The sequence below is a fragment of the Halomonas sp. M4R1S46 genome (genome assembly GCF_025725685.1).
GTDB lineage: Bacteria > Pseudomonadota > Gammaproteobacteria > Pseudomonadales > Halomonadaceae > Halomonas.
Genome location: NZ_CP107008.1, coordinates 3437288 through 3461090, shown reverse-complemented (window position 1 = coordinate 3461090; position 23803 = coordinate 3437288). Strand labels below are relative to the sequence as shown.

Annotated in this window: 17 protein-coding genes and 1 riboswitch; of the genes, 7 read left to right on the top strand and 10 right to left on the bottom strand. The window is 70.1% G+C overall.

From position 1 onward, the window contains the following. Positions 1-330: 330 nt before the first annotated feature. Positions 331-1809, top strand: a complete 1479-nt coding sequence (locus tag OCT48_RS16000; protein WP_263590125.1) for a protein adenylyltransferase SelO — start codon at positions 331-333, stop codon at positions 1807-1809. 9 nt (positions 1810-1818) lie between these two features. Here OCT48_RS16000 and OCT48_RS15995 read toward each other — a convergent pair whose 3' ends face one another. The 6 genes from OCT48_RS15995 to OCT48_RS15970 all read right to left on the bottom strand — a co-directional run bounded on the left by OCT48_RS15995 (position 1819) and on the right by OCT48_RS15970 (position 10212). After that, positions 1819-3261 (bottom strand): ABC transporter ATP-binding protein, encoded by a 1443-nt coding sequence (locus OCT48_RS15995; protein ID WP_263590124.1) that lies wholly within the window; start codon positions 3259-3261, stop codon positions 1819-1821. Next, positions 3258-4079, bottom strand: a complete 822-nt coding sequence (locus tag OCT48_RS15990; RefSeq protein ID WP_263590123.1) for an ABC transporter permease — start codon at positions 4077-4079, stop codon at positions 3258-3260. The genes OCT48_RS15995 and OCT48_RS15990 overlap by 4 nt, the downstream gene beginning before the upstream one ends. Further along, entirely contained in the window at positions 4076-5020 is a 945-nt protein-coding gene (locus tag OCT48_RS15985) for an ABC transporter permease (protein WP_263590122.1), read from the bottom strand. Before OCT48_RS15985 ends, OCT48_RS15990 begins: the two co-directional genes overlap by 4 nt. Further along, positions 5017-6546: an ABC transporter substrate-binding protein gene (locus OCT48_RS15980; protein ID WP_263590121.1), complete on the bottom strand. Its 1530-nt coding sequence runs from the start codon at positions 6544-6546 to the stop codon at positions 5017-5019. The genes OCT48_RS15985 and OCT48_RS15980 overlap by 4 nt, the downstream gene beginning before the upstream one ends. Positions 6547-6833: 287 nt before the next feature. Continuing rightward, positions 6834-9011, bottom strand: a complete 2178-nt coding sequence (gene katG / locus OCT48_RS15975; RefSeq protein ID WP_263590120.1) for a catalase/peroxidase HPI — start codon at positions 9009-9011, stop codon at positions 6834-6836. A gap of 247 nt (positions 9012-9258) precedes the next feature. Further along, complete coding sequence (locus OCT48_RS15970; RefSeq protein WP_263590119.1) at positions 9259-10212, bottom strand: LysR family transcriptional regulator; 954 nt, start codon at positions 10210-10212, stop codon at positions 9259-9261. A gap of 176 nt (positions 10213-10388) precedes the next feature. Between OCT48_RS15970 and OCT48_RS15965 the strand changes: the two genes are divergently transcribed. Then, complete coding sequence (locus OCT48_RS15965; RefSeq protein ID WP_263590118.1) at positions 10389-11888, top strand: CoA-acylating methylmalonate-semialdehyde dehydrogenase; 1500 nt, start codon at positions 10389-10391, stop codon at positions 11886-11888. A 267-nt stretch (positions 11889-12155) separates the two neighbouring features. Here OCT48_RS15965 and OCT48_RS15960 read toward each other — a convergent pair whose 3' ends face one another. Further along, positions 12156-13865: a zeta toxin family protein gene (locus tag OCT48_RS15960; protein ID WP_263590117.1), complete on the bottom strand. Its 1710-nt coding sequence runs from the start codon at positions 13863-13865 to the stop codon at positions 12156-12158. A gap of 264 nt (positions 13866-14129) precedes the next feature. Between OCT48_RS15960 and OCT48_RS15955 the strand changes: the two genes are divergently transcribed. The 5 genes from OCT48_RS15955 to OCT48_RS15935 all read left to right on the top strand — a co-directional run bounded on the left by OCT48_RS15955 (position 14130) and on the right by OCT48_RS15935 (position 20715). Further along, a complete protein-coding gene (locus OCT48_RS15955) occupies positions 14130-14717 on the top strand; it encodes a peroxidase-related enzyme (RefSeq protein ID WP_263590116.1) in 588 nt (195 codons plus the stop codon). Between the two features lie 64 nt (positions 14718-14781). Next, entirely contained in the window at positions 14782-15552 is a 771-nt protein-coding gene (locus OCT48_RS15950) for an HNH endonuclease (RefSeq protein WP_263590115.1), read from the top strand. 350 nt (positions 15553-15902) lie between these two features. After that, positions 15903-16027, top strand: a riboswitch (TPP riboswitch). Then, positions 16017-17405 (top strand): sodium:solute symporter family transporter, encoded by a 1389-nt coding sequence (locus tag OCT48_RS15945; protein ID WP_263590114.1) that lies wholly within the window; start codon positions 16017-16019, stop codon positions 17403-17405. (Overlaps the previous riboswitch by 11 nt.) 69 nt (positions 17406-17474) lie before the next feature. Further along, the gene (ilvD, locus tag OCT48_RS15940) at positions 17475-19163 is read left to right on the top strand and encodes a dihydroxy-acid dehydratase (RefSeq protein ID WP_263590113.1); all 1689 of its coding nucleotides are present in this window, start codon (positions 17475-17477) and stop codon (positions 19161-19163) included. Positions 19164-19167: 4 nt separating this feature from the next. Next, a complete protein-coding gene (locus OCT48_RS15935) occupies positions 19168-20715 on the top strand; it encodes a hypothetical protein (RefSeq protein ID WP_263590112.1) in 1548 nt (515 codons plus the stop codon). 21 nt (positions 20716-20736) lie between these two features. Here the strand turns inward: OCT48_RS15935 and OCT48_RS15930 are convergent, their stop codons facing one another. The 3 genes from OCT48_RS15930 to OCT48_RS15920 are packed head-to-tail and all read right to left on the bottom strand — an operon-like array spanning position 20737 to position 23773. Then, on the bottom strand, positions 20737-22209 hold the full coding sequence (locus OCT48_RS15930; RefSeq protein ID WP_263590111.1) for a PhnE/PtxC family ABC transporter permease: 1473 nt from the start codon (positions 22207-22209) through the stop codon (positions 20737-20739). Positions 22210-22262: 53 nt separating this feature from the next. Beyond that, positions 22263-22916 carry an ATP-binding cassette domain-containing protein gene (locus OCT48_RS15925; RefSeq protein WP_263590110.1) on the bottom strand — a complete coding sequence of 218 codons (654 nt, stop codon included), beginning with the start codon at positions 22914-22916 and terminating at the stop codon, positions 22263-22265. Beyond that, positions 22916-23773 (bottom strand): putative selenate ABC transporter substrate-binding protein, encoded by an 858-nt coding sequence (locus OCT48_RS15920; RefSeq protein ID WP_263590109.1) that lies wholly within the window; start codon positions 23771-23773, stop codon positions 22916-22918. Before OCT48_RS15920 ends, OCT48_RS15925 begins: the two co-directional genes overlap by 1 nt. Positions 23774-23803: the final 30 nt, after the last annotated feature.

Here is a 23803-nt window from a genome sequence, read left to right as displayed (position 1 = left end):
CCGCGGCCTGCCGTGGCATTACCTCAGCGGTATCGCTCGGGGCTGATCCGTCGACAAGCCTGCGAGGAGGCGCTGTGAATACCTCCCTGTACGCTACCGACGCCCTGCGGCGCTCTCGCGTCCCGCTCCGCTTGCAGGTCCGGTGCTGGCCATCCATGGCCAGCCCGTTCGGAGCCGTGCTCCTCACCCCTGGCGTAGGACCTCCTCTTCGGCTTGTCCCCGGCGCCCCTCGTCAGCCCCAACTGCGATAGCCCTGGTCATCGACCGGGGAATGTTGGCCGCGATCGCCTGTCCCTGTAGGGTAGGCGAGCGCTCAACCGAGGAGGCGTCATGTTCCCGAGCTTTTCCCTTCGCTATGCCCGGCTGCCGGCGCGGCTGCGGGCCGATTGCCTGCCGACGCCCGTGACCGAGCCTCGCCTGGTGGCCTTCAACCGTGAACTGGCCGACGAGCTGGGCTTCGATGTCGAGGACTTCAACGCCGAGCGCGCCGCCGAGGTGTTCGCCGGCAATGCCGTCCCCGAGGGGGCCGAGCCGCTGGCCATGGCCTACGCCGGCCACCAGTTCGGCAACTTCGTGCCCCAGCTCGGCGACGGCCGGGCGCTGCTGCTGGGCGAGGTGGTCGATCGGCGGGGACGCCTGCGTGACCTGCAGCTCAAGGGCTCGGGCCGCACCCCCTTCTCCCGGGGCGGCGACGGTCGCGCCCCCCTGGGACCGGTGCTGCGCGAGTATCTGGTCAGCGAGGCCATGCACGCCCTGGGCATTCCCACCACCCGAGCGCTGGCCGCGGTGACCACCGGCGAGCGGGTCTTCCGGCGCATCCCCGAGCCCGGCGCGGTGCTGACCCGGGTCGCCGCCAGCCACCTGCGGGTGGGCACCTTCCAGTACTTCGCGGCGCGGCGCGACAGCGAGGCCGTGCAGCTGCTCGCCGACGAGGCGATCGACCGCCACTATCCCGACCTGGCCGAGAGGCCGGCGGACGAGCGCTACCTGGCCCTGCTCGAGGCCGTGGTGGGGCGCCAGGCCGAGCTGGTGGCCCGCTGGATGGGCATCGGCTTCATCCACGGCGTGATGAACACCGACAACACCTCGATTTCCGGCGAGACCATCGACTACGGCCCGTGCGCCTTCATGGACGCCTATGACCCGCGCACCGTGTTCAGCTCCATCGACGAGCGCGGGCGCTATGCCTACCTCAACCAGCCGGTCATCGCCCAGTGGAACCTGGCGCGCTTCGCCGAGACCCTGTTGCCGCTGATCGATGACGACAGCGATCGCGCCATCGCGCGGGCGACGTCGGTCATCGAGGCCTTCACCGAGCGCTTTGATTCCTGCTGGCAGGCGGTGCTGCGCGCCAAGCTGGGGCTGGCCACTCGGGAGGAGGGCGACGGCGCCCTGGCCCAGGACCTTCTCGATGCCATGCAGGCGGCCCGGGCCGACTTCACCCTGGCCTTTCGCCGGCTGGCCGATGCCCTGGACGGCGCAGAGGGCAAGGCCCGCCTGGCCGAGCTGTTCGACGACCGCGAAGCACTGGATGCCTGGCTGTCGCGCTGGCGGCAGCGCCTCGCCCGGGAGGACGTCGACGAGGCGGAGATCGCCCGTCGCCTGCGTGGCACCAACCCCGCGGTGATCCCCCGTAACCACCGGGTGGCGCAGGCCCTGGCGGCGGCCGCCGAGGACGACGACTTCGCGCCCTTCGAGGCGCTGCTGGCGGTGATCACCCGGCCCTTCGAGGCGCCCGCCGGCGAGGTCGACTACACCCGGCCGCCCCATGACCACGAGAAGGTGCTGCGGACCTTCTGCGGCACCTGAGCCTCGGCGTCATTCGGCCGTGGCCACCGCCGCGAGGCCGGGTTGGGGCATCGACGTGTCTCCAGCGAGGGCGATGGTACGGTCACAGCTGTGGTGGATCAGCTCGCGATCATGGCTGACCAGCAGCAGGGCACAGTCGCGCTCCCGGGCGAGCTCGGTCATCAGCGGCAGGATGTCGCGCTGGGTGAGCGGGTCCAGGCGCGAGGTGGGCTCGTCGGCGAACAGCAGCACCGGGTCGAGCAGCAGCACCCGCAGCAGCGAGAGGCGCTGCAGCTCGCCGCCCGAGACCTCGCCGGGCCGCCGCGAGAGCAGCGCCGGCGAGAGCCGGAGGCGTTCCAGCAACGGCGGCACCCGGTCGCGGTCCAGGCGGTGGCGCCGGAGCAGGTCGTCCACCAGGGTGCCCAGGGTCCAGTGCGGGGCGAAGGCCGCCGGCGGGTCCTGATAGAGCTTCTGGAAACGATGCGCCGCGATGCCGGCGGCGCGCTCCACGCTCCCGCGGTCCGGCCGCCCCAGGCCGAGCAGCAGGTTGCCCAGGGTGCTCTTGCCGCACCCGGAGGGGCCAGTGATGCCGACCACCTCCCCCGGCGACAGCGAGAACGACAGCCCCTCGAACAGCCGCCTGCCGCCCAGCGCCTTGCCCAGCCCACGGACCCGGAGCACCGGCTCGCCGGCGGCGCGCGGGGACGTGTCGCGGGCCGGCCATTCGGCCGGGTCGGCGGCCAGCAGGCGTCGGCCGAAGTCGCTGCGCGGCCGATGCAGCACCTCGGTGGCGTCTCCTTCCTCCACGCAGCGCCCGTCGCGCAGGATCATCACTCGCCCGCCCAGGCGCCTGGCGACCCGGATGTCGTGGGTGATGGTGAGCAGCATGCCGCCGCCGCGCTGGGCCTCCTGCAGCAGCGAGACCACCTCGTCGCGCCGGTCGGCATCCAGCCCCTTGGTGGGCTCGTCGGCGATCACCAGCCGCCCACCGGCCGCAGTGGCGGCGGCGAAGGCGAGGCGTTGCGCCATGCCGCCGGACAGCTCGCTCGGCAGGCGGCGTGCGGCCTGGCCGAGCCCCAGGCGTTGCAGCGCCCGCCGCGTGCGCTCGCGGGCCCGGCTATCGTCGTCGCCGGCGACGAAGCGGTAGGTCTCGCGGACCTGCTCGCCGGCGCGCATCAGCGGGTCCAGGGCGTGCCAGGGCTCCTGGGGCAGCAGCACCAGCTCGCGCCCCCACAGCCGCCGGCGTTCGCCAGGCGGCAGGTCGAGCAGCTCCCGACCGTCGAGCCGGACCTCGCCGTGGGCCTCGAGGCCCGCGGGCAGGGTGCCCATGATCGCCTGGGCCAGGAGGCTCTTGCCCGCGCCGGTCTCGCCGAGCAGGGTCAGGTTCTCGCCGGCCTGAAGGCGGAAGGTGCAGGGGGCGACCAGGCAGTCGTCGCCGGCCCGGACACCGAGATCGATGGCGTGAAGTGTCATTGGGGTTCCCTTCCGGCCAGCAGTTGGCAACCCAGCACCAGCAGGAAGAGCACGGCGATGGGTTGCAGGATGATCCACGGCGCTTCGCGGTAGTAGGGCAGCAGTTCGGTCATCATCAGGCCCAGCTCCGCGGTGGGCGGCTCCAGGCCGATGCTCACGAAGCCCAGGGCGGCGAGCGCCAGGATGGCGTTGGCGGCGCCGAAGGCCGCGATCGTCAGTACCCCCGGGGCCAGTTCAGGCCACAGGTGGCGTCGCAGCAGGTAGCCGTGGCCGAAGCCCAGCAGCCTTGATGCCTGCAGTTGGGGCGAGGCGGCCAGGCTGCGGGTGGTGGCCCGCACCACGCGGAAGTACTCGACCCACAGCACCAGGGCGATGCCGACGTAGAGGGCCCAGAACTGCCCCGGGGCGATGGCGGCCAGCAGCAGCACCAGCAGCAGGCCGGGCAGGGCCAGCACGCAGTCGGCGACCAGTCCCAGGGCGCGGTCCGTCCAGCCGCCGCGCCAGCCGGCCAGCACGCCCAGCAGCACGCCGGGCAGCGCGGCGCTCAGCACGCTCACCAGCGCCATCCCGGTGGACAGGCGGATGGCCGCCGCCATGCGGGCGAGCTGGCTGCGCCCCTGGTGATCGGTGCCCAGGGGCTCGGCCAGGCTGGGGCCGGCCAGGGTGTTCATCAGGTCCTGACGGGCCGGGTCCAGCGGCACGGCCAGCGGCAACAGCCAGGCGACGGCCAGCAGGGCGAGCAGCAGGCCGGCGCCCCAGCGCCGGGCGTGGGGCAGGGCCCGCCAGCGCGAGGGAAGCAGGGAAAGCGTCGCGATCATGCCTGGCGCCTCCGGGGATCGATGAGCAGGCAGGTCAGGTCGACCAGGGTGTTGAGGGCCACGAACAGCAGCCCCATGGCGAGTGCGGTGCCCTGGACCATGGGCACGTCCCGGGCGACCAGGGCGTGCACCAGGGCGTGGCCGATACCGGGCCAGGCGAACAGCGATTCCACTACCACCACGCCCTCGATCAGATAGACCAGCTGCACGCCCAGATAGGCCACCACGGGCACGCCGGCATTGCGCAGGCCGTGCCGCCGGAAGGCGAGCCACGCTGACAGCCCCTTGGTGCGGGCGAAGGCATAGAAGGGCGAGCGGGCGACGCCGGCCATGGCGTTGCGCGCCACCCGGGTCGACACGGCGGCGAGCCCCAGGGCCAGCGCCAGCGCCGGTAGCCAGACATGGGCCGCGCCGCCGTGGCCGGCGGCCGGGAGCCAGCCGAGGCCGACCGAGAAGACCATGATCAGCAGCAGGCCGATCACGAAGGAGGGCAGCGAGCGCAGCAGGACGGCGCCGAGCAGGTTGGCGCGGTCGAGCCAGCCGTCCCGGCGCAGCCCGGCGAGCAGGCCCAGGGGCGGGCCGATCAGCAGGGCCAGCAGCACGGCGACGAGCGCCAGGTCCAGGGAGTGGCCGAGCTGATGGCGGACCTCGCTCCATACCGCCTCGCCGCTGACCAGCGAGTGGCCGAGGTCGAGGCGCGCCAGGTCGCCCAGCCAGTGCAGGTAGTCGCCCAGGGGCGAGCCGCCCAGGGCGAGCTCCCGCGCCACGGCCTCGGCGGCGTCGCGGTCGACGTTCTCGTAGCCGTAGCGGCCGGCGGCGATGCGGTAGGCCATGTCGCCGGGCAGTGCCCGGGTCAGCAGGAAGGTCAGGGTGCCGACGCCCCAGGCCACCAGCCCCGCCTGCCACAGGCGGCCGAGCAACAGCGAGGTCAGGCGGTTCATGTCTCGCTCCAGCTGAGGTCGGTGAGGCGGTAGCTGCGCTCCAGGGGGTCGAGGCTGAAGCCGTCGAGCCGGTCGTTCACCGCGGCGGTCTGCTGGTACCAGGCGACGGGAATCACCGGCAGCGCCGCGTCGAGCAGTTCGGCGACGGCATGGGCCTGGTCGCGTCGCGCCTCGCCCGGCGGCGTCTCGGTCAGCGACTCGAGAAGCGCGGTCAACTGCGGATCGGACCAGTTCATGGCGCCCCAGTCACCGCCCTCGGGGCCGAAGTCCTCGCGCAGGGTGGCCAGCGGGTCCGGCACCAGGCCGTAGTTGCGCGCCATCAGCCCCATCTCCAGGGAGCCGTCGTGATGGCCGGCCGGGATCTCGCTGGCGTTGCCGACGTTGACCGAGACATCGACGCCCAGCTCGCGCCACTGGTCCTGCAGGGCGGTGGCGATGATCGGCAGCTCCGGGCGGTCGGCGAAGGTGGTCAGGGTCAGTGCCAGGCGCCGGCCGTCGCGGGTGCGGATGCCGTCATCGCCGAGGGTCCAGCCCTGGTCGTCGAGCAGCGTCCGGGCGGCATCGAGATCCCGGGCCGGGGTCGCCGGCTCGCGCCGATGCCAGTCCGCCAGGGCGGGGGGGAAGAGCTGGTTGGCCGCGGCCTCGGGGGTGCGCATCACGCCCCGGGCGATGCCCTGGCGATTCACGGCCAGGCTCAGGGCGCGGCGTGTCGAGGTGTCCGCCAGGGCCGGGTGGGCCGCGTTCAGCTTCACCGTGACCGTGCGCGGCAGGGGGGTGGTGGCCAGCGTCAGGTTCGGCTGCCGCGCCAGGCGCAGGCGGCTGGCCGGGTCGAGGGTGAAGACGACGTCGGCGTCGCCGCTCTGGGCCATCAGGGCGCGGGTCTCGCCGCGGGGTGCGGCCAGGTAGCTGGCCGCCTCGATGCTCGCCGGCTCGCCCCAGTAGTCATCGAAGCGCTCCACCGTCAGGCGCTGGGGCGTCTGCAGGGCGGTGACGGCATAGGGGCCGGTGCCGATGACGGCGACGGCGTCGCCGTCATCGTCGAAGGCGGCCGGGGCGAGGATCTGGGTCGAGCTGTGGGCCAGCAGGGCCGGCAGCAGGGCGTAGGGGCGCGAGAGACGCAGGACCACCGCCTGCCCATCGGCCTCGATCGCTTCGATGGGCGCCTGGGAGAGCATGCCGGGGCGGGCGGCGGCACGCTCGAGGGCCGCCACGACGCTCTGGGCCGAGAGCGGCGACCCGTCATGGAAGCGCACGCCCTCACGCAGCACGAAGCGCCAGCGGTGACCCTCCGGTGAGGGCTCCCAGCGCTGGGCCAGGCCGGGGACCAGCCGGCCTTCCCGGTCGGTGTCGACCAGGGTCTCGGCGACCTGCATGCGCAGGAAGACGTGCCCGGCGCGGGAGGGATCGGCGCTGTTGATCTCCCAGGGAGCGACGATATCGAGGCGGTCGTCGGCGAGGGTCGTCTGCGAGGAAAGGCCGGCGATCAGCCCGGCCGTCAGGGTCGCGGCGAGTAGCCTGGGCAGCATGAGTAGAGACTCCTGAAGCGTTATGAGATAACATTGCGGGAGCAGGCTTTTTAAATGATATAACATAACAAGTCCAGTCCGGATCGTATCGCGGGAGTCGACACGGCCGGGGCGGGGTCGCAATGGGATGTGCCAGGCGACGTGGATGGCGGTGACGGGCGAGAGACGAGCCGGGCCCGTGGTGGCGGGCAGGACGTAAGCGAGCCATGAACGCACCGCGCCGGCCCTCGGGCCGGCGCGGTTGCCGTGGCAGGAACCCGCCGCCGAAGCGGCGGGGGAAACGGCGATCAGGCCAGATCGAAGCGGTCGGCGTTCATCACCTTGGTCCAGGCCGCCACGAAGTCCTTCACGAACTTCTCCTGGTTGTCGTCCTGGGCGTACACCTCCGCGTAGGAGCGCAGGATGGAGTTGGAGCCGAACACCAGGTCGATGCGGCTGGCGGTCCACTTCACCTGGTCGCTGTTGCGGTCGCGAATCTCGTAGAGATTGTTGCCCACCGGCTTCCAGGTGTTGCCCATGTCGGTCAGGTTGACGAAGAAGTCGTTGGTCAGTTGACCTTCCCGCTCGGTCAATACGCCGTGGTGACTGGAGCTAGCATGGTTGGTGCCCAGCACGCGCATGCCGCCGATCAGCACGGTCATCTCCGGCGCGGTCAGGCCCATCAGTTGGGCGCGATCGAGCAGCATCTCCTCCGGCTTGACGACATACTCCTGCTTCTGCCAGTTGCGGAAGCCATCGGCCAGCGGCTCCAAGTACTGGAAGGACTCGGCGTCGGTCATCTCGTCGCTGGCGTCACCGCGGCCCGGTGCGAAGGGCACCAGGATATCGTGGCCGGCGGCCTTGGCGGCCTTCTCGATGCCCACACTGCCGCCCAGCACGATCACGTCGGCCACGCTGGCGCCGCTGTCGGCGGCGATCTTCTCGTACACCCCCAGGACCCTGGCCAGGCGCTGCGGCTCGTTGCCCTCCCAGTCCTTCTGCGGGGCCAGGCGAATACGGGCGCCGTTGGCGCCGCCGCGCAAGTCGGAACCGCGGAAGGTGCGTGCGCTGTCCCAGGCGGTGCTGACCATCTCGGCGATGGAGAGGCCGCTCTCGGCGATCCGCTGCTTGACCGCCTCGACGGAGTAGTCGGTGCTGCCGGCCGGTACCGGATCCTGCCAGACCAGGTCCTCCCTGGGGGCTTCCGGACCGATGTAGCGGGACTTGGGTCCCAGGTCGCGGTGGAGCAGCTTGAACCAGGCCCGCGCGAAGGTGTCCTGGAAGTAGCCCGTGTCCTTGCGGAACGCCTCCATGTACTTCCGATAGCTGGGGTCCATCTTCATCGCCATGTCCGCATCGGTCATGATGGGATTGTGGCGAAGGGAGGGGTCGCTGGCATCGACCGGCTTGTCCTCCTCCTTGATGTCGACGGGCTCCCACTGGTTGGCGCCGGCGGGGCTCTTCTTCAGCTCCCACTCGTGGTCGAGCAGCATGTCGAAGTAGCCCATGTCGAACTTCGTCGGGTACTTGGTCCAGGCGCCCTCGATGCCGGAGGTCACCGCATTGGCGGCCTTGCCCTGCATGTTGGGGTTCTTCCAGCCCAGGCCCTGCTCCTCGACGTCGGTCGCCTCGGGTTCCGGGCCCAGCGCGGCGGCATCACCGTTGCCGTGGGTCTTGCCCACGGTATGGCCACCGGCGGTCAGTGCAGCGGTCTCCTCGTCGTTCATCGCCATCCGCTTGAAGGTCTCGCGAACCTGCTCGGCGGACTTGAGCGGATCCGGCTGGCCATTCACGCCTTCCGGGTTGACGTAGATCAGCCCCATCTGCACCGCGGCCAGGGGGTTCTCCATGGTGTCGGGCTGGTCGACGTTGCCGTAGCGCTCGTCGGAGGGGGCCAGCCACTCCTTCTCGGCGCCCCAGTAGATGTCCTTCTCGGGGTGCCAGATGTCCTCGCGGCCGAAGGAGAAGCCGAAGGTCTTCAGGCCCATGGATTCGTAGGCCACGTTGCCGGCCAGGATGATCAGGTCGGCCCAGCTCAGCTTGTTGCCGTACTTCTTCTTGATCGGCCACAGCAGGCGGCGCGCCTTGTCCAGGCTGACGTTGTCGGGCCAGGAACTGATCGGCGCGAAGCGCTGGTTGCCGGTACCGCCGCCGCCGCGGCCGTCGGCGATGCGGTAGGTGCCGGCCGCGTGCCAGGACATGCGGATCATCAGGCCGCCGTAGTGGCCCCAGTCGGCCGGCCACCAGGCCTGACTGTCGGTCATCAGGTCGTGGAGGTCCTGCTTGAGCGCATCGAAGTCGAGCTTCCTGACCTCGTCGCGATAGTTGAAGTCCTCGCCCATCGGGTCGGACTTGCGGTCATGCTGATGGAGGATGTCAAGGTTCAGGGTTTCCGGCCACCAGTCGGTGTTGGAATGACCGTTGGCGGTCTGGCCTCCGTGCATCACTGGACACTTGCCGGCGGTGCTGTGTTGTTCGTTGCCCATCTCTACTCTCCAGTCGTCACGATGTTGGGTGGTGCTGAATCCCCTGGCCACAGCGGATGGCTCCCTGCCAGGGCAATGCACTGACCGAACCGGGGGGGGCTCACGGCGTCAGTGGTTGGGGGCGTCACCCATCCCTCTACCCCAAGCTTAGTGCCGAGCCTCACGGCTTCCATTTTTCTTTGTCGAAGGCGTCGATAGCCAATCTTTATCATGAATCCTGCATACACGCTGCAGCCCGCCGTGGCGGTCAGGCGCGGGGAGCGGCCTCGGGGATCACCAACTGGCGTGACTCGCCCATCAGGAAGTCGCGGTTGGCCTCCAGCGCCTCGCGCAGGAAGTCCCAGAGCAGCCGCACCCGGGCCAGGCGTCGCTGCTCCTGGCGGGCGGTGATCCAGAACTGGCGCACCACCTCCACCTCGTCTTCCAGAACGTTGATCAAGGCCTCCGAGGTACTCGCCATGAAGCAGGGCAGCACCGCCAGACCGGTGCCGGCGAGGGCGGCGGCATGCTGGGTGGTCACGCTGGTGCTGCGCATGGCGAAGTGCGGGCCGGGCTGGCCCACCACCGCCGGGTCCAGTAACGGGTCCAGGTAGCTGAGCTGCTCGCTGAAGATCAGGTCGTCCACATAGCCGATCAGCCGATGCCGGCCGAGCTCGGCGAGCCGGCGCGGGGGGCCGTGCCGGTCCAGGTAGTCGCGGCTGGCGTAGAGGCGCAGCCGGTAGTCGCACAGCCGCGAGATCACCAGGCCCGGGCTGACCGGGCGCTCGATGGTGATGGCGAGATCCGCCTCGTGACGGCTCAGGTTGACCACCCGGGGCAGGGCCAGCAGGTCCAGGGTGACGCCGGGATGGCGGGCACAGAAGGCGGAGAGCAGCGGCGCGATGACCCAGGTGCCGAAGCCCTCGGTGACCCCCAGGCGGATCTGGCCACCGATCTGGTGGTCCTGGTCGGCGAGGCTCTCGCCGGCCTCGAAGGCATGGCGGGCCATCTCCTCGGCATGGGCGAGCAGCTGCTGGCCGGCCTCGGTGAGCTGATAGCCGTGGGTGCTGCGTTCGAACAGCTGAGTGTTCAGGCGCTGCTCGAAGCGCCGGGTGCGCCGTGACAGGGTGGAGTGGTCGACCCCCAGCCGTCGGGCGGCGTCGGTGAGGCGCTCGCTGCGGGCCACCTCGAGGAAGAATTGGATATCCTGCCAGTCGAGCATCGTGTGCCCCTCGCCGTCGCATGGGTTGTGTATTCATGCACAAACAATGTGCCTGAGTGCCCGTTGCCGTGTCAGCCACCGACTGGATAGACTCGAAAGCATCAGGCTTCGTGCCGATATGCACATAAAGTCGAACACGGCCATCCTACAATCACAACCTCTTCAGGAGCATGCCCATGTCCGTTCGCGAGATTCCCCTCTACATCGATGGTCAGGCGGTCCCGTCCCAGAGCCAGGAGTGGCGTGACGTGGTCAACCCGGCCACCCAGGACGTGGTCGCCCGGGTGCCGTTCTGCACCGCCGAGGAGGTCGACCGGGCCGTGGCCAGCGCCAAGGGGGCCTTCACGGCCTGGCGCAAGGTGCCGCTGGCCAAGCGCCAGCGCATCATGCTCAAGTTCCAAGCGCTGATTCGCGAGCACACCGAGGAGCTGGCCGCGCTGATCACCGAGGAGCACGGCAAGACCCTGCCCGATGCCGCCGGCGAGGTGGGCCGCGGCCTGGAGGTGGTGGAGCACGCCTGCTCGATCACCTCGCTGCAGCTCGGCGAGCTGGCCGAGAATGCCGCCAGCGAGGTGGACGTCTACACCCTCAACCAGCCGTTGGGCGTGGGCGCCGGCATCACCGCCTTCAATTTCCCGATCATGCTGCCCTGCTTCATGTTCCCGCTGGCCATCGCCACCGGCAACACCTTCGTGCTCAAGCCCTCCGAGCAGGATCCGAGCTCGACCATGCGCCTGGTGGAACTGGCCCATGAGGCCGGCGTGCCGGCCGGCGTGCTCAACGTGGTGCACGGCGGGCCGGAGGTGGCGAACCAGATCGCCGACCACCCGGACATCAAGGCGCTCTCCTTCATCGGCTCCACCCATGTCGGCACGCAGCTCTACCGTCGCGCCAGCGAGGCCGGCAAGCGCATGCAGTCGATGATGGGCGCCAAGAACCACTGCGTGATCATGCCCGACGCCAACCGCAGCCAGGCCATCCACAACCTGCTGGGCTCCGCCTTCGGCGCCGCCGGCCAGCGCTGCATGGCCAACTCGGTGGTGGTGCTGGTGGGCGAGGCCCGGGCCTGGCTCGACGACATCGTCGACGGTGCCCGCAACATGAAGGTGGGACCCGGCATCCAGAAGGACGCCGACCTGGGCCCGCTGGTGTCCCCGGCGGCCAAGGATCGCGTCATCCGCCTGATCGACGCCGGCGAGCAGGAGGGCGCCAGCCTGCTGGTCGACGGTCGTGGCCACGAGGTGGAAGGCTATCCCCACGGCAACTTCGTCGGGCCCACCGTGTTCGCCGACGTCAGCGCCGAGATGACCATCTACCGCGAGGAGATCTTCGGTCCGGTGCTCTGCGTGGTGAGCGTCGAGACCCTGGACGAGGCCATCGAGTTGATCAACGCCAACCCCAACGGCAACGGCACCTCCATCTTCACCAACTCCGGCTGGGTGGCGCGCCGCTTCGAGACCGACATCGACGTCGGCCAGGTGGGCATCAACGTGCCGATCCCGGTGCCGGTGGCCTACTTCAGTTTCACCGGTTCGCGCGGCTCCAAGCTCGGCGACCTGGGCCCCAACGGCAAGCAGGCGATCGCCTTCTGGACCCAGACCAAGACGGTCACCGCCCGCTGGTTCGAGCCGGAGAACGTCTCCAGCGGCATCAACAGCACCATCTCGCTGCACTGACCTCAGTCCCGCGATGACCGTGGCCCCGTCTCGAGAGAGGCGGGGCCGTTTTTTATCTCAAGGGATGGCACTAAGGGAAGCGCTGATTTATGTCGCGAGCGAAGAGAGGCTGGCCGCCGCCGGAGCGCAGCAACCGGAGTTGACTGACTGCTCAATGAGGATTGCGTGTACCGCCGGTGGCCAGGATGGCTAGGTTCGTTCCCGACGAACCCACGCACTTCCCACGTCCCTGTGGGTCGTCGAGCGCAGCAATAAATCAGCGTTTCCCTAACGCTCGGGCACCCCGAGGGTGGCGAACAGCTCCGCGAGCTCCGGGGTCTCCCGCTGGGCCTGCAGGAGCGTGGGATCCTCTACCGAGAAGCGACCCGCCGCGACTCGCAGGTAGGGCTGGCCGGTCGCCGCGTCGACGAAGCGGACCTCCGGCACCTTGGCGATGCATTGCTTGAGGAAGGCACAGTTCCTGCCGATCGCCAGGCTGTCATCGTCGGGATAGACCTCCGCCGGGCATGTCGCCCGGGTGTTGATCTTCTTGTAGCGGTCGATGTTGACCAGGCCCAGGGGCGCCAGGATGTGCAGCACCTCGCGATTGCCATAGGCGATGGTCGTCGGCGGGGTGTGCTTGGGGACGCTGTTGTCGAGGAAGACGTACTCGAGCCGGGGATGCCGGCTGTCCAGCCACTTGAACAGCAGCCTGGGCATGCCGTCATAGGCTTCCACGCAGTGCCCCAGGAAGTCCTCCACCGCCTTGTACCGTCCCCGCGTCAAGCCGCGCTCCCAGCCGCGTTCCACCGTCGCCTCCGGCGGGGTGACGATGAAGTAGAAGTACATGGTGGCGACATGTTTCGCATAGGTGGCATCCAGGAGCCGCGGCACCCTGTCCAGGGAGAAACTGTCGAAACGGAACCGGTCGATCAGCAGGTTCGGGATGGAGCGCTCACGCTGGGCCTTGTCGCGGATGTAGCGGTCCAGCTTGGCATCGATGAGCTTGACCTCCTTGCCGGCCAGGCGGCCGGCATACTTGTAGGCCTCGCCCAGGGCGTCGTAGTCGAGGAGGAGGCGGCGCCAGATGTCGGGGGAGACGGTGCCGTACTGGTCCGGCTGGATGCCCTGGTCCCGCAGCGTGTCCTTCAGCAGGGGGCGCAGGGAGCTCTTGCCGGCCGCCGAGGCCCCCTTGAGGCTGATCAGGATCGGCTCGCTGGCACAGGGGAGTCGAGCATAGCCCTCGACCTGGATGGCCCGCGCGACATGGGGGGCGATCTTCCGGCCGAGGTGGCGGCTGCCGAAGTCGTTGCACACATGCTGGGTGATCAATCGTGCCAACAGTTCCCGGTCCACCCCGATATGGCCCTGGGTGCCGCCGATCGAATTCAGGACACGATAAGTGCTCTTGTAGATGGCTCGCTCCAGCTCGGCTCGCGCGGCCAGCCCCGTGTCCTTGATGCCCTGGATCACGTCATGGTGCCGTTCCTCGAGGGACCGACGGTCCGTCTGCCGTGGCGGGGTACGGCGTCTGCCAAACCATCGGGACAGCAACGAGCCTGGCTCGGGCTCGGCCTCCTGCGGCTCGGGAGCGAAGGCCGCGGCGAGAATGTCGCCCACCCGGCCGTGGATCTCGTCATACAGTCGGGCATATTCCTGCCGAAGCGCCGGCAGATGGGGGGCCAGGTAGTCGGACAGGATCTTGAGGGCGATGTCGCGAAAGTGCTGGCCCAGCAGCTCTTCTTCTTCCCCCTCGAGGACCACGACATCGGCCGTCACCTGCACGATCACCTCGTGCAGCACCAGGCGCTCCGCCCGGAACGCGACCAACTCCTCTTCCGCGAGGCCGGTGAGGGCTCTCAGCTCGGGGATGTCGGCAAGGCGGGAATAGACATTGGCCGTATGATGAATCGTCTCCAGGGCCTGGTGACGCCTGGGCAGGTCGGCCTCCAGGCCGGGGTTCCACGCCGAAAACTCGGGACCAGCTCGATCGGGCATACCGGAAGTCCAGCCTGCTGTGTCGTGTCGGGGCCTGATGGCGGCTCGTCGGGCACCGCTTCGCGGGCCTGGCCGCCCCGGCCGGGTAGGAGGGCCGGCCCCCCAATGCCGCGATAGTGGCCGACCCGGCCTCGTGGGGCAATCCCCTGCGGATGCTCGGGAAAGGAATCGCTCCATTGTGATGAGCGGCTGGACAAGGTGGCTGACGTTGACGTTAGCTGTCGATGATCGCTCGTCACAAGACCCACAATGCCAGGAGCCGCCATGACCGCCGCCATCAGCCGCTTTCCCGTCCCCGAACGCCTCGAGGACCTGCCCGCCGACATCCGCGACGCCATCCTGGCGGTGCAGGAGAAGGCCGGCTTCGTGCCCAATGTCTTCCTGATGCTGGCCCACCGGCCCGACGAGTTCCGGGCCTTCTTCGCCTACCACGATGCCTTGATGGAGCGGGAGTCCGACACCCTCACCAAGGCCGAGAAGGAGATGATCGTGGTTGCCACCAGCGCCCGCAATCGTTGCCTGTACTGCGTGGTGGCCCATGGCGCCCTGGTGCGCATCTACAGCAAGGACCCCCTGCTGGCCGACCAGGTGGCGGTCAACCATCGCACCGCGCCGATAAGCGAGCGTCACCGGGTGATGCTCGACTTCGCGCTGTACTGCGGCCTGGAGGTGGGCGAGCTCACCGACGACTGGGAGACGCGCCTCACCGAAGCCGGCTTTACCCGGGAGGATATCTGGGACATCGGCGCCATCGCCGCCTTCTTCGCCCTCTCCAATCGCCTGGTGACGCTTACCGCGACCCCGCCCAACGAGGCGTTCTACCTGATGGGCCGGGTGCCGAGGGAACAGTAAGGGCGCTGGCGTGTGCCGCCCCGCCAAGGTAGCGTGGTGCGGGGAAAACCGGAGAGAGGAAACCATGGTGGCAGAGCGACAGGCCTGGACGGACCAGGATCGGCTGCAGGTGCTGTCCCTCTATTGTCGGCTGACGTTTGGACAATTGCACAAGCGTCGGCCGGAGGTCATCGAGCTGGCCGAGCGTATGGGACGTTCGGCCAACTCCGTGGCGATGAAACTCACCAACTACGCGAGTCTCGATCCGGAGGTCCAGGCCTTGGGGAAGAAAGGCCTTACTGGTGCCTCTCGACAGGACCGCTTGCTCTGGCAGCGATTTATCGCCGACCCAGAGCCAGTGGCGAAGGAGTGCGAGGCAGCCTGGGCGGCACTTGAGGTCAACGAGCCGGCAGAGGGCGCAAGGGTCGAGAACGACGCCGACTTCACTGGCCAAGAGACGACTGGCCTGCAGAAGCGACGCATCGGCCAGCCTCTCTTCCGCAAGGCGGTGATGATCCGCTATGACACGCGCTGCGTGATCACGGGCCTGCGCCACGAAGACCTGCTGATCGCCAGCCATATCGTGCCCTGGCAGTCGCAGCCCGAGTCGCGACTCGACCCGGCCAACGGGCTCTGTCTCAATGCCCTGCACGATCGTGCCTTCGACAAGGGGCTGCTGGCTATCGATGAGCGGGATCGCATCCGCATCTCGTCGGAGCTGAGCGCAGAGGGTGTCGTGGGCCACCTGAAACACCAGCTACAGGACCTCGATGGCCGGCCATTGCGTCTGAAGGCCGAGGCCTTTCCCGATCGCGGCTATCTGGCCTGGCACTACCGGGAATGTTTTCGCCGGTAATGTCTTAGGCAATGTCCGAAAAGTGCCTGTGCTCGGCTATACGGCGTTAAAAATCGGCTCGTGCGCGAGCCGTTGCTCCTGCAGCAGCAATCGCCCCTCCCGCATCGGGCCCTCGAACAGGGCTACCCGCAGGCGCAGCAGGCGTTCGCTGACCCGGTTGTCGAAGGCGGCGTGGGGCTCGGCGAATCTCCGGTGCGGGTGCCCGGGGCGTGTTCCCTGGCTTCGGAGAAGGGCACGGCGGCTTTCCGGCGGCTGGTCGTTCGACATCGGACACTGTTATGTCATGCTGGCGTGTGAACGCGATATCGGCGAGTCGGCCGTCACTTGAGGTTCATCCAACACGATTCATTCACTGTCGCCAGGGGAGTCCCGCTCGACCGGATATTGCATCCGGCGGGGGCTGAGAGAGCGCTCGGCGCTGACCCTGGACCTGATCCGGTTCATGCCGGCGGAGGAAGCGCGACATGCCTTACCTGACGTCAGCCGTGCTTGGCGCGGCGCTGCTGTGTTTCACCGTGCTGGGCCTGCGGGCGCGGCGCGCCGACGGGCCCCTCGACGATTACGTCACCGCCCGCAACTCCCAGACGGCCTCCAGCCTTGGGCTCTCCTTCCTGGCCTCCGGCATGGGGGCCTGGATCCTCTTCGCCCCGCCGGAGATCGGCGCCTTCGTGGGTCCCGTGGCCCTGGCCGGCTACGCCATCGGCTCGGCATTGCCGTTCATCGTGCTGGGCCTGTTCGGGCCGGCCATCCGCCGGCGCCTGCCGGAGGGCCGCAGCATCGGCGAATACGCCGAGGCCTGCTTCGGGGCCGGGGTGCGGCGCTGGGTGTCGCTGGTATCCATCCTCTACATGGCCTGCTTCCTGGCCGCCGAGCTCACCGCCATCGGCGCCATCACCGGGCTGTTGTCCACGGTGCCGCCCGCGCTGGTGGTGATCGGGGTGGCCCTGGCCACGCTGCTCTACACGGCGCTGGGCGGCCTGCGCGCGAGCCTCGCCACCGATCGCTGGCAGGCCTGGCTGCTGCTGGCGCTGCTGGCCGTGGTCGGCGGGGTGGCCCTGGTCCGCCTGCCGGCGCTGCCGGCGGAGGCCGCGATGCCGTCGATCCCCACCGTCGACGCCCTGTCCGTGGCCCTGACCCTGGTGATCGCCGTCACCGCGGCGAACCTCTTCCACCAGGGCTACTGGCAGCGGGTCTGGGCGGCCCGGGACGCCCGGGCGCTGGGTCGTGGCGCCTGGCTGGGCGGCGCCGTCACCGTGCTGGTGGTGGCGGTGGTCGGCGGCCTCGGCATCCTCGCCGCCATGAGCGGGCTCGCCCTGGGCGAGCCGCCGATCCCCTTCTTCGCGCTGCTGGCCGGGGCGCCGGACTGGCTGGCGCTGCCGGCGCTGGTGCTGGCGGTGACCCTGGTCGCCTCCAGCGTGGATACCCTGCAGAACGGCATCGCCTCCCTGGTGGTGGCCGGGGCCGGGCGGCGGGGCCTGTCCCTGCCGGTGGCGCGCTGGGTCACGGTGGCGCTGATGGTGCCGGTGGTGGCCATCGCCCTGCAGGGGCTCTCGGTGTTGCGGCTGTTCCTGATCGCCGACCTGCTGTGCGCCGCCATCGTGGTGCCGGTGCTGCTGGGCCTGTGGTCACGGATGAGCGCCGCCGCGGCCCTGGCCGGCGGCGTGGCCGGCCTCGCCGGGGCCGTGCTGCCGGGCTGGCTGGCCAGCGGCAGCCTCGTGGCGGGCCTGCTGGCGGCGAGCTTCCCGGCCGGCGTGCCGACGCTGCCGCCCTTCCTCGGGGCGCTGCTCGCCTCCACCCTGGTCGGCCTGCTGGTGGCCTGGTGGCGACCGGCCCGGGCGTCGCATGCCACCTGAGCATTTGCCAGGCGGGGGGATGACGGCCACCCTCTGAAGGTCACCCGACCGAACAGAGGACGTCGCGTCATGAGCGATACGCCACAGGATCCGCGCCGCCGCCATTCCGCCCCGGTGGTGGATGGCGTCGGCAAGTCGGCCAGCCGCGCCATGCTGCGTGCGGTGGGCTTCACCGATGCCGACTTCGCCAAGCCCCAGGTGGGCATCGCCTCCACCTGGAGCCGCGTCACCCCCTGCAACAGCCATATCCATGAGCTGGCCGAGCAGGCCAGCGCCGGCGCCGATGCGGCCGGCGGCAAGGGCGTGATCTTCAATACCATCACCATCTCCGACGGCATCGCCAACGGCACCGAGGGCATGAAGTACTCGCTGGTGTCCCGGGAGGTGATCGCCGATTCCATCGAGACGGTGGCCGGCTGCGAGGGCTTCGATGGCCTGGTGGCCATCGGCGGCTGCGACAAGAACATGCCCGGCTGCCTGATCGGCCTGGCGCGGCTCGACCGGCCCAGCGTCTTCGTCTACGGCGGCACCATCCTGCCCGGCGAGGGACACACCGACATCGTTTCGGTGTTCGAGGCCATGGGCGCCCACAGTCGCGGCGATCTCGACCTCATCGAGGTCAAGCAGATCGAGGAGACGGCGATCCCCGGCCCCGGCGCCTGCGGCGGCATGTACACCGCCAACACCATGGCCTCGGCCATCGAGGCCCTGGGCATGAGCCTGCCCGGCAGCTCGGCGCAGAATGCCGTGTCCCGGGCCAAGCACGGAGACAGCCGGGCGGCGGGGGAGGCGGTGCTGACGCTGCTCGAGCACGACATCAAGCCCTCGGACATCATGACCCGCGAGGCCTTCGAGAACGCCATCACCATGGTCATCGCGCTCGGCGGCTCCACCAACGCGGTGCTGCACCTGATCGCCATGGCCGATGCGGTGGGCGTGCCGCTCACCCTCGGCGACTTCACCGAGATCGGGCGGCGGGTGCCGGTGCTCGCCGACCTGCGGCCCAGCGGCCAGTACATGATGAGCGAGCTGGTCGAGATCGGCGGCATCCAGCCGCTGATGAAGACCCTGCTCGAGGCGGGGCTGCTGCATGGCGACTGCCTGACCGTGACCGGGCGGACCCTGGCGGAGAACCTGGCGGACGTCGCGCCCTACCCCGAGGGCCAGACGATCATCGCCCCCCTCGAGGCGCCGCTGAAGGCCGAGAGCCACCTGCGCATCCTGCACGGCAACCTGGCCCCGCAGGGCGCGGTGGCCAAGATCACCGGCAAGGAGGGCATCCGCTTCTCCGGCACGGCCCGGGTGTTCGGCTCCGAGGAGGAGGCCCAGGCGCGCATCAACGACGGCAGCGTGGTGGCCGGCGAGGTGGTGGTGATCCGCTACGAGGGTCCCCGCGGCGGGCCCGGCATGCGCGAGATGCTCACTCCCACCTCGGCGATCATGGGACGCGGGCTCGGCAGCGAGGTGGCCCTGATCACCGACGGCCGCTTCTCCGGCGGCAGCCATGGCTTCGTGGTCGGCCATGTCACCCCCGAGGCCTTCGACGGCGGGCCCCTGGCGCTGGTCGAGGACGGCGACACCATCACCATCGATGCCGAGGCCGACACCCTCGAGGTGGCCCTCGACGATGCCGAGCTCGCGCGTCGCCGGGCCGCCTGGCAGCCGCCGGCACCGCGCTATACCCGCGGGGTGCTGGCCAAGTATGCCCGCACGGTCAGTTCCGCCTCGACGGGGGCGGTGACCGACCGGCCGGTATAGCGCCATGCACCGGGTCCGTGCCGCCGGGCGCGCGACCCGGCCGGCGCTGCTGCTGGCGCTGGTGCTGCTGGCAGGCTGCGCCAGCGCACCGGCCTGGCGGGCGGCAGCCCCGCCCGACCGGGGGCACTGCCTGGCCCTGCTCACCGCCTTCGATGCCGCGGTGGGCGGGGCGGGCGTCGGTGATGCCGGCCGGGCCCGGGTCGCCGGCTTCCCCTACCTGCGCACCGATCGCCTGCTGGCGAGCTTCGCCCCGGAGCTGCGCCATCAGCCCGACGCCCCGCGCTATATCGACTGGCTCGGGCGGATGCGGCGGGGCGATGCCGAGGCGCGGCGGATCGAGGCCGCCAACCTGCCGGCCCCGGCACGCCAGCGCCTGACCCGGCGCACCGGTGGCGAGGCGCCGGCCGCGGCGGCCAACGCCTGCGCCGACCGGCTGCTGGCCGAGGAGCTGCTGGGGCCGGAGGATGGCCCGGCGCGGGCGGCGCTGCGCGAGGCCGCGGTCGCGCCCGATCACTATGTGGATACCTGGCGGGTGCTGGGGCTCTATCCCCTCACGCGGGTCGGGCTGTCCCTGGGCTATGGGCGCTGGCGGAACGACTACCTGGCCGGCTTCGACGGGCCCTTCCCGCCCCGGGGCGAGGCGCGACGCTACGCGCCCGAGCTGCCGGAGGGGCCGTCGCTGGACGGCGAGTCCGCCGCCCGGCTGGTGCGCGAGGCACCGCGCGGCCCCCTGGGGCTGGTCGACCTCGACGATGACGCCCTGCGGCGCCTGGCGGCGCACCACGCGCCGGTGTTCGCCATCGAGACCCGGGGCCATGACGACCGCCTCGGCGCGCCCGTCTGGCGGCGGGGCCCGGCGGGACCGCTGCCGGCGGTGGACACCAATCGGCCGGTGGCCGACGTGCGCCTCGCCCATACCCGCTTCCGGGGGCATGTCCTGCCGCAACTCGTCTATACGGTGTGGTTTCCGGCGCGGACCCGGCTGGGGGCCTTCGACATCCTCGGCGGACGCCTGGACGGGGTGGTGTGGCGGGTGACCCTGGGGCCCGATGGCCGGCCGTTGATCCATGACAGCATCCACGCCTGCGGCTGCTATCACCTCTTCTTCCCGGTACCGCCGCTGCGCCGGGTCCCGGTGGCGGCGGATCGCGACCTGCGTGAGGCACCACTGACGCCGGCATATACGCCGCCGCGGCTCCCGGGGCAGCGGCTGGCGCTGCAACTGGCGGCGGCCAGCCACTACCTGGTCGGCCTGGAAGCGGTCGATGACGCCGTCAGTGCCGACGCCAGTTATGCCCTGCGCTTGACCCGCTCGCCGCCGCGCTACGGGCGTCGCTCCCTGGCGTTGCCGGACGGCGGGCGACGCAGCCTCTTCGGGCCCGAGGGGATCGTGGCGGGGACCGAGCGCCTCGAGCGCTTCCTGCTGTGGCCCGCGGGCATCCGCAGCCCCGGGGCCATGCGCCAGTGGGGCACCCACGCCACGGTGTTCGTCGGCCGGCGCCACTTCGATGCGCCCTTCCTGTTCGAGGAGGCCTTCGAGTGGCCTCGCTGACGCGCCGTCCTTGGCGAACCGTCAGGGCTCGCTGGTCGCGGTATGCCGCAGGCGCAGCCGGGCCCGCAGGTGGCGGGCGAGGATGTCCACGCCGATGTTGAGCAGGGCGGTGATGACGATCAGGATCAGGGCCTGGTCGAAGCGGATCTCCTGGATGGCGCTGTCCACGTAGAAGCCCAGGGTGGCGATGCCGAGGATGCCGAGGATGGCCGTCTCGCGCATGATGATTTCCCAGCGGTAGAAGAGGAAGGCCAGGAAGGGGCCATAGAGCCGCGGGGTGAGCTCGAAGGCATAGCGCTCGACGCCGCGGGGGGCATCCGGGCGCAAGGCGATGGCGTTGCTGCGTCGGCCGATCAGGTGGCCGATGATGCCGCCGTTGTGGATGGCCAGCGCCACCACCGCCGGGAGCATCGAGGGGCCCCAGAGCTGGAGCAGGATGAAGGCCAGCAGGTATTCCGGGGTCGAGCGCAGGATGACCAGCAGGGTGTGCCCCAGCGCGCCGCTCAGGCGGTTGCTGAAGTGCCGCGAGGCCAGCGGATAGAGGGCCAGGGTCAACAGGCCGGTGACCACCAGGGCGACCTGGGTCAGGATCAGGGTGTTCCAGATGCCGGGCAGCGCCTGGTCGGCGAGCAGCTCGCCGAGCCACGGCAGCAGCCCGTCGAGGCCCTCGCCCCGGCGCAGCGGGGCGGGGACGATGTCCTCGGTGAAGAAGCGCGACACGTTCTGCCAGCGGATCGGCAGCCCGCTGCCCAGCAGGAAGGGGGCGGCGAGCAGGTAGAGGGGCAGCAGCCGCGGGCGGACCCATAGCTTGAGCGTGGCGATCAGCCCATAGAACAGCAGCAGCAGCGCCCCCACCGTGGCGTACTGGCCCTGGGAGAAGGACGAGTCCAGGTAGAAGCCGAGGGTGGGAATGCCCACGAAGCCCAGCACGGCGCTGGAGCGCAGCCCGCACTCCAGCCGGTAGGCGGTGTAGCTGACCAGATGGGGCCAGGCCTGGCTGATGCGCGTGTAGGCCAGCGCCGAGATCACCCCGGTGCCGTGCGGGAGGATTCGGGAGGGCTCGGGGTCGGTCTCCTCGAGGATCTCGGCATAGACCTTGGCGAAGACCCCGGCATAGGGGAGGGCGATGGCCAGGACGCCGGTCAGCGGGTGCAGCCCGAAGAACTGCAGGAAGATCAGCGCCCAGAACAGCTCATGGATGGCCCGGACGAAGGCGCAGAGGGTCCGCACCGTGCGGTGGCGGAACACCAGCGCCAGGAGCATGCCGGCCGCGGCCCCCAGGCCGACGCCGACGAAGGCGAAGGCCAGGGTGCGCAGGATCGCCTCGCCCAGGTAGTCCACGGCGGTGAAGTCCGGCTGGACCACCCCCAGCAGGAGACGGCCCAGTTCCCCCCAGGGGTCGTGGGCGCTGATCCGGAAATCGGCCAGGAAGGTGCAGGCGATGGCCAGGACCACGAAGCCCAGGCTGGTGCGAACGGTGGGCGAGTGCCACATGGCCGCCTTCCCTGTCCGGTAGGAATCCATCTCGTGACGTGCCTCTTTCCCCTTCAGTACAGGACCCGCAGGTCCTGGGGACTGAGTGCATGGCTGGGGGCATCCAGGGCGATGGTGCCATCGGCGATGCCGATCACCCGGTCGGTGTAGCGCAGCGCCAGTTCCACGTCGTGCATGGCCAGCACGGCGGTGGGGTAGGCCTCGGTCAGCGCCGCCATCACCGTCTCCGACAAGGGGCCGTCGAGCGCCGAGACCGGCTCGTCGGCGAGCAGCAGCTCGCCCTGCTGGTGGATCGCCCTGGCCGCCGCGACCCGCTGGCGCTGGCCGCCGGAGAGTTCGCCGCTGGCTGTCCAGCACTTGTCGGCGATGCCCAGTTGCTCCAGCAGGGGAAGGATCATGGCCACGTCGCGGCGGAAGGGACGCACCAGGCTCGCCAGGTTGTACCAGGCGGGGCGCCCGGCGAGCCGGCCCATGAAGACGTTATGGAAGACACTCAGCGACGGCACCAGGCCCAGCTCCTGGGGCATCAGGGCCACGCCCTGGCGTTGCCAGTGCCGGTGCATGATGCCGAGCAGCGTCGACTTGCCGGCGCCGCTCTTGCCCACCAGCGCGACCCGCTCGTTCGGGGCCAGGGTGATGCTCAGCGGGCCGAGGACCCGCTGCGTGCCGTAGTCGGCGACGATATCGGTGAGTGCCAGGGAGTCCATCAGTCGAGGATGTCGAGCTGCCGGCCGACCTCGCGGATGACCTCGTAGTCGTCGTTGCTCACGGGGATGAAGCCGGACCGCGGGAAGCTCTCGAGCAGCGCCGGGTCGTCCATGTCGAGCAGCGCCTGCTGGACGCGATCGGCGAAGCCCTCGCCGAAGCGCTCATCGACGTCGCCACGGATGCTCCACTGGTAGTCCGGGTAGGTCGGGGTCTCCCAGACGACCCTGACGCTGTCGGTATCGATGTGGCCGGCCTCGACCTCGTTCTCCCAGACGGTGTAGTTGAGCGCCCCGAGCTGATAGGCCCCGGTGGCCACCAGCGAGGCGGTGCGGCTGTGGTTACCGCTGAACCCGACACGGGAGAAGGTCGCCTCCGGCGCCTCGCCGAAGGCCTCGCGCAGGAAGTGCTCGGGCATCAGCCGTCCGGAGGTGGAGCCCTTGGAGCCGAAGGTGAAGGTCATGCCGCGCATGGCGTCGACCAGCCCGGCGCCTTCCTCCAGGCCCGTGCTCTCGTGGGCGATGAAGTAGGTCCGGAATCGGGCGTCCTCGACGCCCTGGGCCAGGGCCCGGGAGCCCGGCACTCGCTCGCGGGCCTGGACGCCGGAGAGGCCGCCGAACCAGGCCAGCTGCACCTGGTCGTTGCGGAAGGCGCTGACGGCGGCGGCATAGGACTTCACCGGCACGAAGCGCACCTCGACGTCGAGCTGGTCCTCGAGGTAGTCGGCGACCTTCTCGAAGCGCTCCTGCAGCCGAGTCTCGTCCTCGTCGGGGATGGCGGTGAACACGAAGGGCTCCGCGGCACCGGCCAGGGGGGCGGCCAGGGCCAGCGACAGGGCGAGGGTCAGGCGTCCGAGCATGGGGTTCTCCTTCAGAGATGTGGCGAGCAA

What these genes read in the sequence shown, in the direction of transcription:
- OCT48_RS15945 (WP_263590114.1), top strand. Translation starts at nt 16,017, where the DNA reads ATGCCTTACCTGACGTCAGCCGTGCTTGGCGCGGCGCTGCTGTGTTTC.
- OCT48_RS15990 (WP_263590123.1), bottom strand. Translation starts at nt 4,079, where the DNA reads ATGATCGCGACGCTTTCCCTGCTTCCCTCGCGCTGGCGGGCCCTGCCC.
- OCT48_RS15935 (WP_263590112.1), top strand. Translation starts at nt 19,168, where the DNA reads ATGCACCGGGTCCGTGCCGCCGGGCGCGCGACCCGGCCGGCGCTGCTG.
- OCT48_RS15965 (WP_263590118.1), top strand. Translation starts at nt 10,389, where the DNA reads ATGTCCGTTCGCGAGATTCCCCTCTACATCGATGGTCAGGCGGTCCCG.
- OCT48_RS15980 (WP_263590121.1), bottom strand. Translation starts at nt 6,546, where the DNA reads ATGCTGCCCAGGCTACTCGCCGCGACCCTGACGGCCGGGCTGATCGCC.
- ilvD (WP_263590113.1), top strand. Translation starts at nt 17,475, where the DNA reads ATGAGCGATACGCCACAGGATCCGCGCCGCCGCCATTCCGCCCCGGTG.
- OCT48_RS15960 (WP_263590117.1), bottom strand. Translation starts at nt 13,865, where the DNA reads ATGCCCGATCGAGCTGGTCCCGAGTTTTCGGCGTGGAACCCCGGCCTG.
- OCT48_RS15985 (WP_263590122.1), bottom strand. Translation starts at nt 5,020, where the DNA reads ATGAACCGCCTGACCTCGCTGTTGCTCGGCCGCCTGTGGCAGGCGGGG.
- OCT48_RS15970 (WP_263590119.1), bottom strand. Translation starts at nt 10,212, where the DNA reads ATGCTCGACTGGCAGGATATCCAATTCTTCCTCGAGGTGGCCCGCAGC.
- OCT48_RS16000 (WP_263590125.1), top strand. Translation starts at nt 331, where the DNA reads ATGTTCCCGAGCTTTTCCCTTCGCTATGCCCGGCTGCCGGCGCGGCTG.
- OCT48_RS15955 (WP_263590116.1), top strand. Translation starts at nt 14,130, where the DNA reads ATGACCGCCGCCATCAGCCGCTTTCCCGTCCCCGAACGCCTCGAGGAC.
- OCT48_RS15995 (WP_263590124.1), bottom strand. Translation starts at nt 3,261, where the DNA reads ATGACACTTCACGCCATCGATCTCGGTGTCCGGGCCGGCGACGACTGC.
- OCT48_RS15925 (WP_263590110.1), bottom strand. Translation starts at nt 22,916, where the DNA reads ATGGACTCCCTGGCACTCACCGATATCGTCGCCGACTACGGCACGCAG.
- OCT48_RS15920 (WP_263590109.1), bottom strand. Translation starts at nt 23,773, where the DNA reads ATGCTCGGACGCCTGACCCTCGCCCTGTCGCTGGCCCTGGCCGCCCCC.
- OCT48_RS15930 (WP_263590111.1), bottom strand. Translation starts at nt 22,209, where the DNA reads ATGTGGCACTCGCCCACCGTTCGCACCAGCCTGGGCTTCGTGGTCCTG.
- katG (WP_263590120.1), bottom strand. Translation starts at nt 9,011, where the DNA reads ATGGGCAACGAACAACACAGCACCGCCGGCAAGTGTCCAGTGATGCAC.
- OCT48_RS15950 (WP_263590115.1), top strand. Translation starts at nt 14,782, where the DNA reads ATGGTGGCAGAGCGACAGGCCTGGACGGACCAGGATCGGCTGCAGGTG.